Genomic DNA, 16,798 nt, shown 5'->3' with positions numbered 1-16,798 from the left:
ATGGGCAGTGAGGAAAAGCTTGCTAGATCTAACCGCTAGATCTCCGTACGAAGCGTGAAGGGATCCGTCCATGCCGCTGACCCCAGCCGATGTGCACAACGTCGCGTTCAGCAAACCGCCGATCGGGAAGCGCGGCTACAACGAGGACGAGGTCGACGCCTTCCTCGATCTGGTGGAGCAGGAGCTCTCACGCCTCATCGAAGAAAACGCGGACCTGCGCCAGCGGGTTGCCGAGTTGGATGCCGAACTGTCCGAGGCCAAGAAGGCCCCGCGCCCGGCGCCGCAGGCGGTGAAACCGGTCCCCCCCCAGCCGGAGCCGCCCAAACCGGTCCCCGTCCCGCAGCCGGCCCCCATGCCGATGGCCCCGCCTCCGGCGCCCAAGGATGTCGGCGCCGCGGACGCCAATCTGCAGGCCGCCAAGGTGCTGAGCCTCGCCCAGGAGATGGCGGACCGGCTCACCAGCGATGCGAAGACCGAGGCCGAGCAGCTGCTCGCCAATGCCCGGGCCAATTCCGAGCGCCTGGTCAGCGAGGCTCGCACCCGTTCCGACGCGATGGTCGGTGAGGCCCGGCAGAAGTCCGAGGCGCTGCTGTCGGACGCGCAGAACCGGTCGGACAGCCAGTTGCGGCAGGCCAAGGAGAAGGCCGACACGTTGCAGGCCGACGCCGAGCGCAAGCACACCGAGATCATGGCCACCATCACCCAGCAGCGCAGCGTGCTGGAGAGCCGGATCGAGCAGCTCAAGACGTTCGAGCGGGAGTACCGGGTGCGGCTGAAGTCCTACCTGGAGTCGCAGCTCGAGGAGCTGGAGAACCGCGGTTCGGCGGTGCCGGTCGACGGCGGCGACGCGTTCGACGGCATGGGCTCGAGCCACGCGTCGGCCGGATTCGGCAAGGGCGGCAAGTAGAATCGGTACGGGCTCTGCCCTTTCCCCGGGACCCCTCCCCGGCGGGAAGTGGCGGCAGAGTGCCATGGTCGATTGTCCTCGGCTGGACGCCGAGGCCCGCCTAGGGGGTGACCATGCTCGTCCTGACGCTCGTACTGGCCGCGATCGGTTTCGCATTGCTGGTGACCGCGCTGACCACCGGTTCGGTGGTGTGGGCGTGGGGGTGCATCGTCGTATGCGTAGCCGGCGCCGTGCTGCTGCTGGTGAGCGCGCTGTCGACGCGCGAGACCGAGGATTCTCCGGTCGGACCCGGCCGGCATGCCAAACGCTGACGGTGCTGCCCGTCCCGGTCGCCACGCTGCCACCCGGCCTGACAAATGGGTTGCCCGCGGTGGCTACAATCAAACCAGATAGTGATCGGAAGTAGCGGCGGAGATCCGGCCATCACCGGGGAGCCTTCGGAAGAACGATGTATCGGCGCCCGCGAGGGCTCGGGCATCCAGTAGAACCGAACGGGTGAGCCCGTCACAGCTCGCGAACGAAGCGGCCCGGCGAGCTCGGACATCCCGAGGGACCGGGCAAGCGGGGTGGTACCGCGGTTCCGGCGCACGCGCGCCGTCGTCGTCCCCGTGACCGAAACCATGCGTCGTCGAGCGGCATCCGCCGCGGCGGCGCCGGCACGAGGAGACCACAGCCAGCGATGGCGGACGAAACCCCCACACTTGTCGGCTCTGCCTACCCCCGAGTGGATCTCGGCGAGGGCGGCCAGGTGTCGTTCCCCGATCTGGAGCGACTGGTACTCGACTACTGGGCCGCCGACGGCACCTTCCAGGCCAGTATCGACAACCGCAGCGGCCGTGACGAGTTCGTCTTCTACGACGGACCCCCCTTCGCCAACGGGTTGCCGCATTACGGGCACCTGCTCACCGGATACGTGAAGGATTTGATCCCGCGTTTCCAGACCATGCGCGGCAAGAAGGTCGAGCGGCGATTCGGCTGGGACACCCACGGCCTGCCCGCGGAAATCGAGGCCGAGAAGCAGCTCGGTATCACGGACAAATCACAGATCGATGCCATGGGTCTCGCGGAATTCAATGCCGCGTGCAAAAGGTCCGTTCTGCGGTACACCGACGAGTGGCGCACCTATGTGACACGTCAGGCCCGCTGGGTCGACTTCGACAACGATTACAAGACACTGGACATCGACTTCATGGAGTCGGTGCTGTGGGCCTTCAAGTCGCTGTACGACAAGGGCCTCATCTACCAGGGTTTCCGGGTGCTGCCGTACAGCTGGTACGAGCAGACGCCGCTGTCGAATCAGGAGGCGCGCCTCGACGACGCGTACCGGATGCGACAGGATCCGGCGGTCACCGTCGACATGACCCTCGTTGTGCCGGAGGATCATCCGCTGCACGAACTCGACGGGGTCCAGGCATTGATCTGGACCACCACTCCGTGGACCCTGCCGTCGAACCTCGCGATCGCGGTGCATCCCGATATCACCTACGCCCAGGTGCGCGGCCGGGACGGCAAGCGTTATCTGCTCGCCACCGAACGGGTTTCGCACTACGCGCGCGAACTCGGCGACGAGGTCGAGGTGTTGTCCGAACATGTCGGCGCGGCGCTTGCCGGTCTGCGCTACACGCCACCGTTCGATTTCTTCGCCGGACACCCGAATTCGCATCGGGTGCTCACGGCCGACTACGTGACCACCGACTCCGGCACCGGAATCGTCCACCTTGCACCGGCTTTCGGTGAGGAGGACATGGCCGTCTGCGTCGAGCACGACATCGAGCTGGTACAGCCGCTGGACCAGGGCGGCAAGTTCACCTCGATGGTGCCGCCGTACGAGGGCCTGATGGTGTTCGACGCCAACCCGGTCATCATCAAGGATCTCAAGGCCGCCGGAAAACTGTTGCGGCACGAGACGATCGAGCACTCCTACCCGCACAGCTGGCGCTCGGGCCGGCCGCTGATCTACATGGCGGTGCCGTCCTGGTTCGTCGCGGTCACCACCTTCCGCGACCGCATGGTCGAGCTGAACAAGCAGATCACCTGGGTACCGGACCACATCCGCGACGGCCAGTTCGGCAAGTGGCTGGAGAACGCGCGCGACTGGAACATCAGCCGTAATCGCTACTGGGGCGCGCCGATTCCCGTCTGGATCTCCGACGATCCGGCCTATCCCAGGGTCGACGTGTACGGCTCGCTGGACCAGCTGGAGCGCGACTTCGGCGTGCGCCCGGCCGATCTGCACCGGCCCGGCATCGACGAACTGGTGCGGCCGAATCCCGATGACCCGACCGGCAAGTCGATGATGCGCCGGACGCCCGAGGTGCTGGACTGCTGGTTCGAGTCCGGGTCGATGCCCTATGCGCAGGTGCACTACCCGTTCGAGAACAAGGAGTGGTTCGACGGCGGAGCCGTCACATCGGAGACCTCGGGGACTTCCGTTGTCCGTCCGCACAACCCGGGTGACTTCATTGTCGAGTACAACGGTCAGACCCGCGGCTGGTTCTACAACCTGCACGTGATGGCGACCGCACTGTTCGACCGGCCCGCGTTCTCCTCGGTGATCGCGCACGGCATCGTGCTCGGCGACGACGGCATGAAGATGTCGAAGTCGAAGGGCAACTACCCGGACGTCAACGAGGTCTTCGACCGCGACGGCTCCGACGCCATGCGCTGGTTCCTGATGGCCTCGCCGGTGCTGCGCGGGGGCAACCTGATCGTCACCGAGCGCGGCATCCGCGAGGGTGTCGGCCAGGCGCTGCGACCGCTGTGGAACGCGTGGACCTTCCTGCAGCTGTACGCCTCGGAACCCGGTACGTGGCGGACGGATTCGCCCCACGTGCTGGACCGCTACATCCTCGCGAAGCTGGCGGCCACCCGCGACGTCATGACCGAGGCGCTGGAGGTCTACGACATCGCGACCGCCTGCGACGAACTGCGCACCTTCGCCGACGCGCTCACCAATTGGTATGTGCGCCGGTCACGTTCGCGGTTCTGGGCGGAGGACCGGGACGCGGTCGACACCCTGCACACCGTGCTGGAGGTGACGTCGCGGCTCGCGGCCCCGCTGTTGCCGCTGATCACCGAGGTGATCTGGCGCGGCCTCACCGGCGAGCGCTCGGTGCACCTCACCGACTGGCCGGAATCCGATGCGCTGCCGCACGATCCGGAGCTGGTGACGGCGATGGACGAGGTGCGTTCGGTGTGCTCGACGGCCCTGGGCCTGCGCAAGGCGCGGAACCTGCGGGTGCGGCTGCCGCTGTCCGAGCTGACCATCGCCGCGCCGGACGCGGATCGGTTGCGCCCCTTCGTGGATCTGGTCGCCGACGAGGTGAATGTCAAGCGGGTCGACCTGACCACCGACGTCGCCGCGCACGGCCGCTTCGAACTCGCCGTCAACGCCCGCGCCGCCGGCCCGCGCCTCGGCAAGGAGGTGCAGACGGTGATCAAGGCGGTCAAGGCGGGCCAGTGGTCCGAGAGCCCCGAGGGCGTGGTCAGCGCGGCCGGGATCACGCTCCTGCCGGAGGAGTACACCCAGCGCCTGGTCGCCGCCGAACCCGAGTCCACCGCCGCCCTGCCCGGCAATGCCGGTCTGGTGGTGCTGAATTCGGAGGTCACCGAGGAACTGGAGGCCGAGGGCTGGGCCCGCGACCTGATCCGCGATCTGCAGGAGACCCGGAAGTCGCTGGGCCTGGAGGTTTCCGACCGGATCACCGTGGTCCTGGAGGTCCCGGCCGAGTTCACCACCTGGGCACAGACCCATCGCGACCTGATCGCCGGCGAAATCCTCGCCACCACACTGACATTCGGTGCGGCCGGACCGGGCGCCACCGAGGTGGCGGGCGGCGTCCGGGTCACGGTCGAGAAGGCCGGCGCCTGAGCCCGATCTACCGCCCGCCGCCGATCGCGCGGCGGCCGGTAGATCGCGGGCTGTGCCGCTTCGCTGTGACTTCCGGGGTGGTCGGAGTCGTGAGGTGGCCGCGTTCAGTGCAGTGTGATCGGTCCGGCCGGGCCGATTACGGTGGCCAGCAAGGTGTTTCGGAGGCCCGGCCGGACCGGCAGCTCGGCGCCGAGCGCGTGCAACCGCTCCGAGACGGTGGTCGGGTCGGGGCCGATCGCGACGAGGGATTCGAGGGTCGCCTCGGGTAGGTCCTGTGCGGGGTGGGCGGTGGTACCCCAGTCGATCAGGAACGGCACGGTTCCGCCGGGACCGCCGGCGCGCTCGGCGGTGAGCCGCCAGCGCAGGGTGTCGCCGGCCGGGGTGGTGCGGCTCATCTCCCGCGCGTCGCCGGGGTCGTAGCCGGCCGCGCGGGCCCGGTCGATCGCCGCGTCGATGTCCGGCACCGCGACCGCCCAGGTCACCAGGCGGGCCTGGGGCAGTTCGTCGATTCCGAAGGGCCGCGGGCGATCCGGGGTCGGCTGCGCCGGATCGGGTCCGATGAGCTCGAGGTAACCGCCGTCGCCGAGGCCGAGCAGGAAGTTACGGGTGCCGAGGCCGGGATGCCGCCCGCCGGCCACCGGCGCCACGCCGAGCAATCGGGTGACGAGCTGGACGGTTTCCGACAGATGCGGCGTCGCCAGCACCAGATGATCGAGTCGGGTCACCCCGGAAACCCTAGGCAACCGGACGCCGGGTTGCAGATCGGCCAAGGATCCCGATCGTCCCTTGTGAGACTCTTGTGGCCTGGGATACAAAACCATGCTGTAGAGGCCATTGGTGCCCAAGTGATTCAAGTGGTTCTTGTGATGTCCGAACGCACTGTGTGACTCCGCCCGCGATCGCGCGCGGCGGTTGAAGCGACCGAAAGGTACGTGCATGACGAGAACGGCGCGCGCGACGGCCCGGCTGTGCCTGGTGGCCGCGACGATGTCCCTGGCCGGGGCGATCTGGGCGGGCCCGGCCACCGCCACCGGTATCGACCTCGGCGAGGTGCTGCCGGCGGGACTCGATCTGCCGATGGAGGTCTCGGTGGATCTGCCCTTCGATCTCGACGGTCTCATCAATCCCACCGAGGATGTCGCCGGGGGTTTCGGTACCGGTTCGTTCGCCGGCCCCGCCTCGCTCGCGGCTTCCGTGCCGGTCGCCAGCCCACGGGCGCTCGCGGCGTTGAGCGCCGCCGGGACCCAGGTCGGCAAGCCCTACGAGTGGGGCGCGACCGGACCCGTCGCCTACGACTGCTCGGGCCTGGTGCAGTGGGCGTTCCGCCAGGTCGGGGTGACCCTGCCCCGGACCACCTACCAGCAGGCCCGCGCCGGCAGCCCGGTGCCGATCGGCGCCCTGCAGCCGGGTGATGTCATCGTGCTCAACCGGGACGGCTCGCATGTGGGCATCTACGCCGGGGAAGGCATGATTCTCAACGCCTACGACCGCGGCTACCCGGTCGGCCTGACCCCGCTGAACCGCTTCTCCATCTTCTCGATCCGCCGCTTCTACTGAGCTCGGTACCGCGGGTGCGGGCTGTCCACACCGTCCGAGGGGATCGGGCCCGGCCGACCACCGCACCCGCATCCGGCGCGCCGCACCCGTGGGCGCCGGGCAGCAGCCACCTCGGCCGCCGTCCGCGATCGCTCACGGGACCGGGACGATCGCGGCATCGCCCGGTATCTTCTTCGCTACGCCGCCGCCGGCCGCTGAATCAGTCGATCAGATTGCGCAGTGACGGCCCGAACTCCGGATGGGCCAGCGCCGAGGCGAACTGCGCGATCAGGTAGTCGGCCGGATTACCCGTGTCGTACCAGCGACCGCGGATGACCTGGCCGTACACCGCGTTGGAGGCGGCGAACGTGTTGATCGCGTCGGTCAGGTACACCTCGCCGGTGCGGTGGGTGTACCACTTCGACACCTGGGTGCGCAGTTCCTCGATGATGCCCGGGGTGACGACGTATCCGCCGATGGCCGCGTACGAGGAGGGCGCGTCCTCCGGCTTCGGCTTCTCGACCAGTCCGGTGATCCGCATGAGGCCGTTGTCGAAGGTCTCCTCGACCAGCGGCACGCCGTAGCGCTTGGAATCCGACGGATCCATCGGCATCAATGCCAGCACCGGCGAATTCGTCTTGTAGTACGCGTCGATGAGCTGCTGCGCGCGCGGCACCTCGGCGACGAACACGTCGTCCGGCCACAGCACCAGCATCGGCTCGTCGCCCAGGTTGCGGGCGGCGTTGAGCACCGGGGTGCCGTTGCCGTACGGCCCGTTCTGGTCCAGATAGGTGATGTGACCGAGGCGGCTGAGCTCACCGACCTCCTCGACGGCGTCGGCGTAGGCGGTCTTGCCGTCGGCGCGCAACTGCTCGACCAGCGCCCGATTGGGACGGAAGTGGTCCTGGATCAAGGATTTTCCGGCACTGACCACGATCGTGATGTCGGTGATACCCGAGGCCACCAGTTCGCGCACGGTGTGCTCGATCACCGGCTTGTCGCCGACGGGCAGCATCTCCTTCGGAATCGCCTTCGTCAACGGCAGCAAGCGGGACCCGATGCCGGCGGCGGGTATCACGGCCTTGCGGATAGTCATGATTCGATCATCACATACTCGGCGCGCCGGAGATGTCGGTAGCGGGGCGTAGATTACGCGTGTGAATTCCCGTCCGCACCCGGCTACACCAGGGTTTTTTCCTGGTCGGCGGCCGTCTTCTCCGGTGGCGGCGGGTAAGTCGGCGCGCCCGGGAGCGGGGTCCGATTCCCAGGAATTCATCAGCAATTCCGCAGCCGATCGCCCCCGGCCGCAGGCGCCGGACACCGGCGCCACGGAGACTGCTCGCCGCTGGGTGCTGCACATGGACATGGACGCGTTCTTCGCCTCCGTCGAGCAGTTGACCCGGCCCACGCTTCGCGGCCGGCCGGTGCTGGTGGGCGGTACCGGTGGCCGCGGCGTGGTGGCGGGGGCCAGTTACGAGGCGCGGGTGTTCGGGGCCCGCTCCGCGATGCCGATGCATCAGGCCAAGCGTCTCGTGGGCGCCACGGCGGTGGTCGTGCCGCCGCGCCCGGTGGTCTACAGCGCGGTCAGCGCCCGGGTGTTCGAGGTGCTGCGCGAACGGATCCCGGTGCTGGAGACGCTGTCGTACGACGAGGCCTTCGGCGAGCCGGTGGAACTGGCCGGGGCGAGCGCGGCCGACGTGTCCGAATTCTGCGCACTGGTCCGGCGGCAGGTGCGCGAGCGCATCGGCCTGGTGGTCTCCATCGGGGCCGGCACCGGTAAGCAGCTGGCCAAGATCGCCTCGGGGCTGGCGAAACCCGACGGTATCCGGGTCGTTTCGCCGGGCGAGCAGCAGGCGTTGCTGGCCACCCTGCCGGTGCGCCGGCTGTGGGGGATCGGGCCGGTCGCCGAACAGCGGTTGCGCGCACTGGGTATCGAGACCGTGGGCGCGTTCGCGGCGCTGCCGGAGTCGGAGGCGGCGTCGCTGCTCGGCGGCAGTGTGGGCACGGCCCTGCACCGGCTGGCCCGCGGCATCGACGACCGGCCGGTGGCCGAACGCGCCGAGGCCAAACAGATCAGCGCGGAGACCACCTACGAGCGCGACATCGTCACGCTCGGTCAGTTGCGCGCGGCCATCGAGGAGATGGCCGCGGCCGCGCACCGCCGGCTCGGCGACGACGGCCGCGCCGCGCGCACGGTGGTGCTCAAGTTGCGCAAGGCCGATATGAGCATCGTGACACGCTCGTTCACGCTGCCCTACGCCACCGAGGATCCGGCCACCCTCACCGCCGCCGCGCTGCGCTCGGCCATAGATCCCGTCGAGCTGGGGCCGATCCGCCTGGTGGGCGTGGGTTTCGGCGGCTTGTCGGAGGTGCGGCAGGAGTCGTTGTTCCCGGAACTCGATCAGGAGGATCCGGGCCGATCCGCCGCCGACGAGGCCGAAACGCCTTCGGAGCGGCCGATTCCGGAGCCGGACCGCACGCTCGTGCCGCCGGCCACCCGTTCGTTCACCACCGAATTCTGGTATCCCGGAAGGGATGTCGCGCACCGTGAGCACGGGCACGGCTGGGTGCAGGGAAGCGGCCACGGCCGCGTGACAATTCGTTTCGAGTCACGCTCGACAGGACCGGGTCCAGCGTATACGTTCGCTGCCGACGATACCGAGCTCTCCCCGGCCGATCCGCTCCTTAGTCTGCGTTGAATTTTGACGGGTAGCGTGAGGCCACTCGTGCGCAGTGCCGCCATCGGGTGGTGCTGCCACGGAACGGAACTGAATCAACTCGAACGCAAAGGACGAGCATTGAAGCTTCAGAGGACTGGACGCGTCGCGGTCGCCACCCTGGCCGTCGCCGCTGCGCTCGGCATGTCGGCCTGTGGCAGCGGGGACAAGCACTCCGACAGCAGTAGCACCTCCAGCAAGGCGTCCACGTCGGCCAACGCGGCCGTCGCGCCGACTTCGGCGCTGCCGCCGGTGCCGACGGCCGCCCAGCTCAATCAGGAGCTGTCGGAGGCGCTGGACCCGAACGTCCCGGCCGATCAGAAGGTGCAGTACCTGGAGGACGGTCAGGACGCGCTGGCCAAGGATCCGGACATGCTCAAGAAGCTCACCGATGCATACCAGCAGAACAACGCGCACATCGAGGTCACCGACGTCACCTCGCTGGGTGACACGCTGACCGCGACCGTCAGCTTCTCCGTCGGCGGCGGCGCGCCGCAGCCGGCACAGGTCCCGTTCATCGCGCAGGACGGCAAGTGGAAGCTGCAGAAGAGCTGGGCTTGCGCCGGTTTGCAGAACCTGGGCGCGACCTCGCCCGCCTGCACGTAGTTCTCGTTTCGCCACGACTCGATCGCGGCGTTGTTCCCGCACCCCCTTCGATTCCCGCACCGCGTCGTTCGACGTCCGGTGGGAGATCGGAGGGGGTGCGTTCGTGTGTGACGAAGTCACGACCGGCCGGTCCGAACCTCAAAGAAGCCTGAGAATGGGGAGACGACCTGGCCGGTGACGAAACCGTGACGCTAACATCTGCCTCCGTGACCGACACGATGGTGAAGGCGGGCGACTCGCCCACCGATGAGGCGAGATCCGCAGCCCGCGGGTCGGTACGGGCCGGGTGGGCCGCGCGGATCGCGCTGCTGGCCGGTCTGCTGGGCGCGGTGTTCGCGATCGCGGTACCACTGCTGCCGGTGCACGTCGACAAGACCACCCTGAGCTGGCCGCAACCAGGCGCGACCCGCAGCGTGACCGCGCCGCTGGTGTCGTACGCCCCGGCGGCGTTCGACGCGACCGTGCCGTGCCGGGCCACCGCGGAACTCGCCGCCCAGGGCGGACTGCTGGCGTCGACCATGCCCAAGGGCGCGCCGGATCAGGAGAAGTACGGCTTCGTCGCCCGGGTGCGGGCCGCGACCGAGGCCAAGCCCGCGCAGTTCGAGGCGATCCTGCGCAACCAGTCGCTGGTCAGCGTGCCGCTGGAACAGCTCGGCGACTGCACGCTGACCGTGCACGCCGACTTCACCCATGCGACGGCGGAACTCTCCGGTGCCACCGGGGTGAAACCGGTCGACCTGCCCGGCGACCATCGCCCGCAGCTGGTCGGCCTCTACAGCGATCTCACCAGCGCCGACGGTGCGACGATGACCGCGCAGGTGGACAGCCGGTTCTCGGTGGTGCCCACGGCCGCCAAGCGGATCGCGACGGTACTCGCGCTGGCGCTGTCCCTGGTCGCGCTGGTCGGCCTGTTCGTCCTGGACCGCCGCGACGGCCGCCGCGGCCGGCTGGTGCCGCGCCGCTGGCTGACCTTCACCGGCGCCGACGGGACCGTGCTCGGGTTGCTGCTGGTCTGGTACGTGATCGGCGCCACCACCTCCGACGACGGTTACCAGTTCGGCATGGCCCGCACCTCGCTGGTGTCCGGATACATGGCGAACTACTTCCGGTACTTCGGCGTGCCGGAGACCCCGGTCGGCACGCCGCCCTACGATCTGCTCGCCTACATGTCGCACGTGAGCACGGCGAGCCCGTGGATGCGACTACCCACGCTGGTCGCCGGCGTGCTGTGCTGGCTGGCGATCAGCCGTGAGGTGATCCCGCGACTGGGCGTCGCGGTGCGGCACGACCGGATCGCGGTGTGGACCGGTGCGTTCGGCTTCCTGGCGGCCTGGCTGCCGTACAACAACGGGCTGCGGCCCGAACCGGTGGTGGCGGTCTGCCTGCTGCTCACCTGGTGCCTGACGGAACGTGCGGTCGCGACCCGCCGGCTGCTGCCCTACGCGCTGGCGATCCTGGTCGCCGCGTTCAGCTGTACCGCCGCGCCGTCCGGCGTGGTCTGTGTCGCGGCGCTGCTGGCGGGGATGCGGCCGGTGTGGCGGGCCGGGGTCGCGCGGGCGCGGCGGCTGGCCGGCCTCGCGCCGGGGCTGTGGTCGTGGATCCGGGCGTACGGCGCCCTGCTGGCGCCGCTGGCGGCCGCGGGCCTGCTGGTGCTGGCCGTCTCCTTCTCGGTGGAGCCGATCTCGGCGATGTTCGAGATGCGGCGGGTCCACCAGGCCGCGCTGCCCAACGACCCCTGGTACAACGAATATCTGCGCTATCAGTGGCTGTTCATGCCCACCGTCGACGGTTCGATCGCCCGGCGATTCGCCATGGTGGCGCTGTGGCTGGGCATGCTGGCCTCGACCTTCGTCCTGCTGCGCCGCGGTGGCCGGATCCCGCTGCTGGCCGCCGGACCGGCCCGCCGCCTGCTCGGCACCACCTTCGGCGCGATGCTGCTGATGATGACGACGCCGACCAAATGGACCCACCAGAACGGCGTCTACGCCGGGCTCGCCGGTGCGGTCGCGGTGCTGACCGCGGTGGCCGTCGGCCCGAGGGTGCTGCGCTCGGCGCGCAACCGGGCCCTGTTCGGCGCCGTCGTGGCGCTGGCGCTGGCGCAGGTGTTCACCAGCGTCAACGGCTGGTGGTACGTCTCCAGTTTCGGCATCCCGTGGTGGGACAAGCCGCCGTCGGTCCACGGTTTCGCGCTGGACCGGCTGTTCCTGCTGATCGCGGTGCTGCTGCTGGTGCTGGCCGGCTGGTTCCATGTACACGACCCCGAACCCGGTGCGCCGCAACGCGATCCATCCCGTTTCCGCGGCCTGCTGCGGATCCGGCCGCTGAGCGTGGCCGTGGTGTTCGTGGTGTTGTTCGAACTCGGCTCGTTCGCCAAGGGCGCGGTCGCGCAGTATCCGGCGTTCTCGCTGGCTCGCTCCAATGTCGATGCGGTCCTGGGCAAGCCGTGCGGCCTGGCGCAGGACGTGCTCGTGGAGACCGATCCGAACGCGGGTCTGCTGTCACCGCTGTCCGGCGACCCCTTCGCCACCTTCGCCGGTGGCGCACAGGGTTTCGTGCCCAACGGGGTCGGTGACCTGAATCCGGACGACACCGGCAGCGGCAGCAGCACCATCTCGACCTCGGTGACCCCCAAGGCCGGCGCCGACGCCGGCTCCGAAACCGGCGGCGCCGCACTGCCGTTCGGGCTCAACTCCGGCACCACGCCGGAACTCGGCACCTCCGGCCAGTCCGGCCCCGCCGAGCTGACCACCGGCTGGTACAAACTGCCCGCCGACCGCAGCGGCATCATCGCGATCGCCGCCGCCGGCCGGATCCGCTCGGTCGACAAGGACGGCGTCGTGACCGGCGGCCAGTCCGTCGAGATCGAGTACGGCACAGCGGGTTCCGGCGGTACCGCCGAATCGCTGGGCAAGCTCACCCCGCTCGACATCGGCCCGGCCCCCGCGTGGCGGAACCTGCGGGTCCCGTTCGCCGACATCCCGGCGCAGGCCGACGTGGTCCGCATCGTCGCCGCCGCGCGCGACCGCGATCCGGCCCAGTGGCTTGCCCTGACCCCGCCCCGGGTGCCGCAGACCCACACCCTGCAGGACGTGGTCGGCTCGCACGCCCCGGTGCTGCTGGATTGGGCTGTGGGACTGCAGTTCCCGTGCCAGCGCCCGTTCGACCACAAGGACGGTATCGCCCAGGTCCCGAACTGGCGGATCCTGCCCGACCGGGGCGGCGCCCACGACACCAACCTGTGGGAGGACCACAACGGCGGCGGCCCGCTCGGCTGGACCCAGGAACTGCTCCGCCCGCAGACCGTCGCCACCTACCTGAAGGACGACTGGCGCCGCGACTGGGGTGAGCTCCAGCGCTTCACCCCGATGGATCCGACGGCCGCGACCGTCGACCCCACCCGCGCCAACCCGGCGGTCACCGTGACCCAGGAGACCCACACCGGTATGTGGAGCCCGGGGCACATCAGCACTGCTTGGTAGACAACGGATTTCACCCCGATTCGGCTTCGGCCGGCCCGCGTGCCGGCCGGGGATCGGCCGCTGCGTCGTTTCCACCTCGGCTGTTCGAGGCGACCCCATCGGCGCGCAGCCGGGTTCGAGACCGGTGACAGCATGTGCTCGGCCCGCAAACCGGCTGCCTCGCGGTAGCCACCCGAGTCGTCCCGGATCGGTCGCTGTTCTCCGCGCTTGCTCTGAATTCGCTGGCGGGCAACCGTATTCACGCGATGTGTGCCGATGATCGGCTGCGCTCCAGGATGCCGGACGGCGTGCCGGTCGTCGCCGAGCGTGGCGGTCCGGCGGAGTCGGCGGCGGGCGTCCACACCGCGACCGGCCGTCGGGTGAATGCTGCGTGCGACAACCCGCACGACGGCTTCGTCGCAGGCGCGGCGAAATCGGCGTACTGGCCGGCTTGCGTACTCGGGCGTGCGATCGAGTGGACGTGCCAAATGAGGTACCTACAACGACCGCGATAAGTCTTGCGCAGGAGTTGAATTCGGTGTTCGCCGCTCGGCGGCACGGACCGGATGCGGGCTCCGCGCTCGTTGTGCGACTGCCATCCGACCGTGAGCGGCCGGGCGACGCCTGCAGAGAGAACATCCGTGGCGTGCCGGTATGGCCCGAGACCGAGGTCAGGGGCCGGGACCGGTGTCGTGGGGCGGAAGCGGGACAGGGGCCGGGTCGAAGGGGGCCCGGAGCGGGTTGCGGGCCGGGACCGGGGTCAGGGACCCGTGACCGGGTCGGCCGTGACCGGGTCGGCCGGGATTGGGGTCAGCCGTGACCGGGTCGGCCGTGACCGGGTCGGCCGGGATTGGGGTCAGCCGTGACCGGGTCGGCCGGGATTGGGGTCAGCCGTGACCGGGTCGGCCGTGACCGGGTCGGCCGGGATTGGGGTCAACCGCGATTGAGGTCAAGGGGCCGGGACCGGGTCAGGGACCGGGATCGGGCCGTCGTCGGGGCCGGGGACGGCGGTGCCGGTCTGTTCCGGGAGCAACGGGACAAGGGCGAAGGTGCCTGCGGACGCGTCTGCGGGGAGGACCTGGATCGCTCGAACATCCTTGCCGGAGGCCAGGTTTCGGAGCTCATCCAGAGCGCCGCGGAGGACCAGGCCGGTGACGCAGGGGCAGTCGGCGCGCAGGCGGGCAGTGACGGTCGCGGCGACCTGCCGGGCGCGGTCGTCGGCGGGCGTGGCGTATCGCAGGGTGCCGGCGGCGGCGTGTTGCGCGTCCAGGGCGGCGGCATCGCCCGCGGGCACCGGGACGATGATCGGCGGGGTGTAGACGCGATCGATCGGGACGTGCAGGATCACCTGGGAGATCCGTAGTCCGCCCGCGTGTTCCGGGATCGCCGCGGCGGGGATGCCGGTGGTCAGGGACAACAGGGCCCAGTGGTCGCCGGTGTCGGTGCCGGACAACGACTCCCGGGCACGGGCGAGGTAATCACCCACGGGCTCACCGGATTCCGGACCGAGCCGGTCGGTGGAGATCACGTCGGGGCGTGGGGGAGTTGCCGCGCCGAGTGCGACGATCGCGACCATCGCGGCGACGGCGGCGCCGATCGACGCCGCCGCACGCCGGTCAGACATGACGCAGGAGGTCCAGCGCGTGTGCCAGATCGGCGGGGTACTCGCTGGTGATCTCGATCCAGCGGCCGTCCGCCGGATGTGCGAAGCCCAGCGAACGGGCGTGCAGCCATTGGCGTTCCAGCCCGAGCCGCTCCGCCAGGCGCGGATCGGCGCCGTAGGTCAGGTCGCCGCAGCAGGGGTGCCGGATCGCCGAGAAGTGCACACGGATCTGATGGGTGCGCCCGGTCTCCAGGTGGACGTCGAGCAGGCTCGCCGCTTGGAACGCCTCCACCGTGTCGTAATGGGTGATGCTCGGCCGCCCGTCCGCGGTCACCGCGAACTTCCAGTCGTTGCCGCGGGCCCGGCCGATCGGCGCGTCGATCGTGCCGCTGGACGGATCCGGATGTCCTTGCACCAGCGCGTGATACCGCTTCTCCACCGTGCGGTATTTGAAGGCCCGCTTGAGCACCGTGTAGGCGTGCTCCGACTGCGCCACGACCATCACACCGGAGGTGCCCACGTCCAGCCGGTGCACGATGCCCTGCCGTTCGTGCGCGCCGGAGGTGGAGATGCGGTAGCCCATCGCGGCCAGCGCGCCGACCACGGTCGGCCCGGTCCAGCCCACGCCGGTGTGCGCGGCCACGCCGACCGGCTTGTCGACGGCCACGATGTCGTCGTCGGCGTAGAGAATCTTCATCCCCTCGACCGGGGTCTCCTCGACGGTCAACTCCCGCTTCGGTTCCGGGAACGCGACCTCCAGCCAGGCGCCGGCGGTGAGCCGGTCCGATTTGCCGGCCGCCGAGCCGTCGATCTGTACCGACCCCTCCTCGGTGAGCGCCGCGACCGCGGTCCGCGACAACCCGAGCAGCCGGGACAGGCCGGCGTCGACCCGCATCCCCTCCAGCCCGTCGGGCACCGGCATGGACCGAGTTTCGCGACTCACGCTGTGCACATCCGGCATGAGCGGGGCGCCTTCGTAATCGTGCTCCGCTGCCGCCTTCGGCCCCTGACCCCTCATGCCGCCGCCTCGTGACGGGTGTGCGACCCGTCGGGTTCGAAGCCGAAGACGGTCAGCGCCACCAGCAGGATCGCGCCGCAGACGATGGCCGAGTCGGCCAGATTGAACACGGGCCACCAGCGGGTCACCGCGATGAAGTCGACGACGTGGCCCTCCAGCGGGCCGGGGGCGCGGAAGACGCGGTCCACCAGATTGCCGACGGCGCCACCGAGCACCAGGCCCAGGCCGATCGCCCAGCCCACCGAGCGCAGCGACCGCCCGATGCGGATCACACCGATCACCACCGCCGCCGCGATCAGGGTCAGCAGCCAGGTCATGCCGGTCGCCATGGAGAAGGCGGCGCCCGGGTTGCGGATCAGGGTCAGCCGGACCACGTCACCGACGATCGAGATCGGCTCGCCGGGCGTCATGTTCGCCACGACCAGGACCTTCGTGCCGAGGTCGGCGGCGAAGGCGAAAGCGGCGACGACCAGCAGCACCGGTAGCCGACGTGGGCGCGGGGCCACGCCCACGCCCACGGCTTCCGCGGCGGCGGCCGAGGGCTCCGGGACGGCGGCTCCCTCGTCGCCGGCGACGGATCGGGGCGACTCCTCGTGCTGGTCGGTGCGTTGCTCGTGCGGCCGGTCGGTACTCACAGCACACATCATCCCCTATCGCCGGACCGGCACCGCCGTGGCCACGGCCGGGACCGGCACCGCCGTGGCCACGGCCGGACCGGCACTGCCGTCGGCACGGCTGGACCGGTACCGCCAGGGTCACGGCTGGACCGGTACCGCCAGGGTCACGGCTGGACCGGTACCGCCAGGGTCACGGCTGGACCGGCACCGCCGTGGCCACAGCCGGACCGGCACTGCCGTCGGCACGGCTGGACCGGTACCGCCAGGGTCACGGCCGGACCGGCACTGCCGTGGCCACAGCCGGACCGGCACTGCCGTGGCCACAGCCGGACCGGCACTGCCGTCGGTCGGCTGGACCGATACCGCCAGGGTCACAGCTGGACCGGTACCGCCGCGGCCATGGCTGGACCGGTACCGCTTGTGGCTGTGGCGGGATCGGTCCTATGCAGGTGTGGCTGGAGCGGT

12 protein-coding genes are annotated in these 16,798 nt (G+C 69.9%); 7 read left to right on the top strand and 5 right to left on the bottom strand.

Translation table 11 applies throughout. The features are described 5' to 3' along the window. Positions 1 to 70: 70 nt before the first annotated feature. The 3 genes from wag31 to ileS all read left to right on the top strand — a co-directional run bounded on the left by wag31 (position 71) and on the right by ileS (position 4,778). Entirely contained in the window at positions 71 to 907 is an 837-nt protein-coding gene (gene wag31, locus NRB56_RS05495; protein WP_153339367.1) for a DivIVA-like cell division protein Wag31, read from the top strand. Positions 908 to 1,020: 113 nt separating this feature from the next. Beyond that, positions 1,021 to 1,218, top strand: a complete 198-nt coding sequence (locus tag NRB56_RS05490; protein ID WP_153339366.1) for a hypothetical protein — start codon at positions 1,021 to 1,023, stop codon at positions 1,216 to 1,218. Between the two features lie 368 nt (positions 1,219 to 1,586). After that, entirely contained in the window at positions 1,587 to 4,778 is a 3,192-nt protein-coding gene (ileS, locus tag NRB56_RS05485) for an isoleucine--tRNA ligase (protein WP_153339365.1), read from the top strand. A 104-nt stretch (positions 4,779 to 4,882) separates the two neighbouring features. Here the strand turns inward: ileS and NRB56_RS05480 are convergent, their stop codons facing one another. Then, positions 4,883 to 5,503: a VOC family protein gene (locus NRB56_RS05480; RefSeq protein WP_319942590.1), complete on the bottom strand. Its 621-nt coding sequence runs from the start codon at positions 5,501 to 5,503 to the stop codon at positions 4,883 to 4,885. A gap of 352 nt (positions 5,504 to 5,855) precedes the next feature. On the opposite strand from NRB56_RS05480, the gene NRB56_RS05475 reads away from it, so the two are divergent. Beyond that, positions 5,856 to 6,335, top strand: a complete 480-nt coding sequence (locus NRB56_RS05475) for an NlpC/P60 family protein (RefSeq protein WP_153339600.1) — start codon at positions 5,856 to 5,858, stop codon at positions 6,333 to 6,335. 199 nt (positions 6,336 to 6,534) lie between these two features. On the opposite strand, the gene NRB56_RS05470 is transcribed toward NRB56_RS05475, so the two are convergent. Beyond that, positions 6,535 to 7,410: a UTP--glucose-1-phosphate uridylyltransferase gene (locus NRB56_RS05470; protein ID WP_153339363.1), complete on the bottom strand. Its 876-nt coding sequence runs from the start codon at positions 7,408 to 7,410 to the stop codon at positions 6,535 to 6,537. Positions 7,411 to 7,672: 262 nt separating this feature from the next. Here NRB56_RS05470 and NRB56_RS05465 point away from each other — a divergent pair, with 262 nt between their 5' ends. The 3 genes from NRB56_RS05465 (at position 7,673) to NRB56_RS05455 (ending at position 13,116) form a co-directional block, all read left to right on the top strand. After that, positions 7,673 to 9,013 carry a DNA polymerase IV gene (locus NRB56_RS05465; RefSeq protein ID WP_406603435.1) on the top strand — a complete coding sequence of 447 codons (1,341 nt, stop codon included), beginning with the start codon at positions 7,673 to 7,675 and terminating at the stop codon, positions 9,011 to 9,013. Positions 9,014 to 9,112: 99 nt separating this feature from the next. After that, complete coding sequence (locus NRB56_RS05460; RefSeq protein ID WP_153339362.1) at positions 9,113 to 9,637, top strand: hypothetical protein; 525 nt, start codon at positions 9,113 to 9,115, stop codon at positions 9,635 to 9,637. 206 nt (positions 9,638 to 9,843) lie between these two features. Next, entirely contained in the window at positions 9,844 to 13,116 is a 3,273-nt protein-coding gene (locus NRB56_RS05455) for an arabinosyltransferase domain-containing protein (RefSeq protein ID WP_319942589.1), read from the top strand. A 928-nt stretch (positions 13,117 to 14,044) separates the two neighbouring features. On the opposite strand, the gene NRB56_RS05450 is transcribed toward NRB56_RS05455, so the two are convergent. From NRB56_RS05450 to lspA, 3 genes are all read right to left on the bottom strand, one after another. Beyond that, entirely contained in the window at positions 14,045 to 14,719 is a 675-nt protein-coding gene (locus NRB56_RS05450) for a hypothetical protein (protein ID WP_153339361.1), read from the bottom strand. Continuing rightward, positions 14,712 to 15,620, bottom strand: coding sequence for an RluA family pseudouridine synthase (locus NRB56_RS05445; protein WP_153339360.1), 909 nt, complete (start codon positions 15,618 to 15,620; stop codon positions 14,712 to 14,714). Before NRB56_RS05445 ends, NRB56_RS05450 begins: the two co-directional genes overlap by 8 nt. Positions 15,621 to 15,712: 92 nt before the next feature. Beyond that, positions 15,713 to 16,360, bottom strand: a complete 648-nt coding sequence (gene lspA / locus NRB56_RS05440; protein WP_153339359.1) for a signal peptidase II — start codon at positions 16,358 to 16,360, stop codon at positions 15,713 to 15,715. Between the last annotated feature and the right edge of the window lie 438 nt (positions 16,361 to 16,798).

It is taken from the genome of Nocardia aurantia (assembly GCF_009604425.1).
In the GTDB taxonomy this organism is placed as follows: domain Bacteria; phylum Actinomycetota; class Actinomycetes; order Mycobacteriales; family Mycobacteriaceae; genus Nocardia; species Nocardia aurantia.
The sequence above is the reverse complement of the archived record's forward strand: the minus strand, read 5'-3'. Positions and strand labels throughout refer to the sequence as shown.

Excerpts from the sequence above, each read along its gene's own strand:
- wag31 (WP_153339367.1), top strand. The coding sequence starts at position 71 with ATGCCGCTGACCCCAGCCGATGTGCACAACGTCGCGTTCAGCAAACCG.
- NRB56_RS05490 (WP_153339366.1), top strand. The coding sequence starts at position 1,021 with ATGCTCGTCCTGACGCTCGTACTGGCCGCGATCGGTTTCGCATTGCTG.
- ileS (WP_153339365.1), top strand. The coding sequence starts at position 1,587 with ATGGCGGACGAAACCCCCACACTTGTCGGCTCTGCCTACCCCCGAGTG.
- NRB56_RS05475 (WP_153339600.1), top strand. The coding sequence starts at position 5,856 with ATGGAGGTCTCGGTGGATCTGCCCTTCGATCTCGACGGTCTCATCAAT.
- NRB56_RS05470 (WP_153339363.1), bottom strand. The coding sequence starts at position 7,410 with ATGACTATCCGCAAGGCCGTGATACCCGCCGCCGGCATCGGGTCCCGC.
- NRB56_RS05465 (WP_406603435.1), top strand. The coding sequence starts at position 7,673 with ATGGACATGGACGCGTTCTTCGCCTCCGTCGAGCAGTTGACCCGGCCC.
- NRB56_RS05450 (WP_153339361.1), bottom strand. The coding sequence starts at position 14,719 with ATGTCTGACCGGCGTGCGGCGGCGTCGATCGGCGCCGCCGTCGCCGCG.
- NRB56_RS05445 (WP_153339360.1), bottom strand. The coding sequence starts at position 15,620 with ATGCCGGTGCCCGACGGGCTGGAGGGGATGCGGGTCGACGCCGGCCTG.
- lspA (WP_153339359.1), bottom strand. The coding sequence starts at position 16,360 with ATGTGTGCTGTGAGTACCGACCGGCCGCACGAGCAACGCACCGACCAG.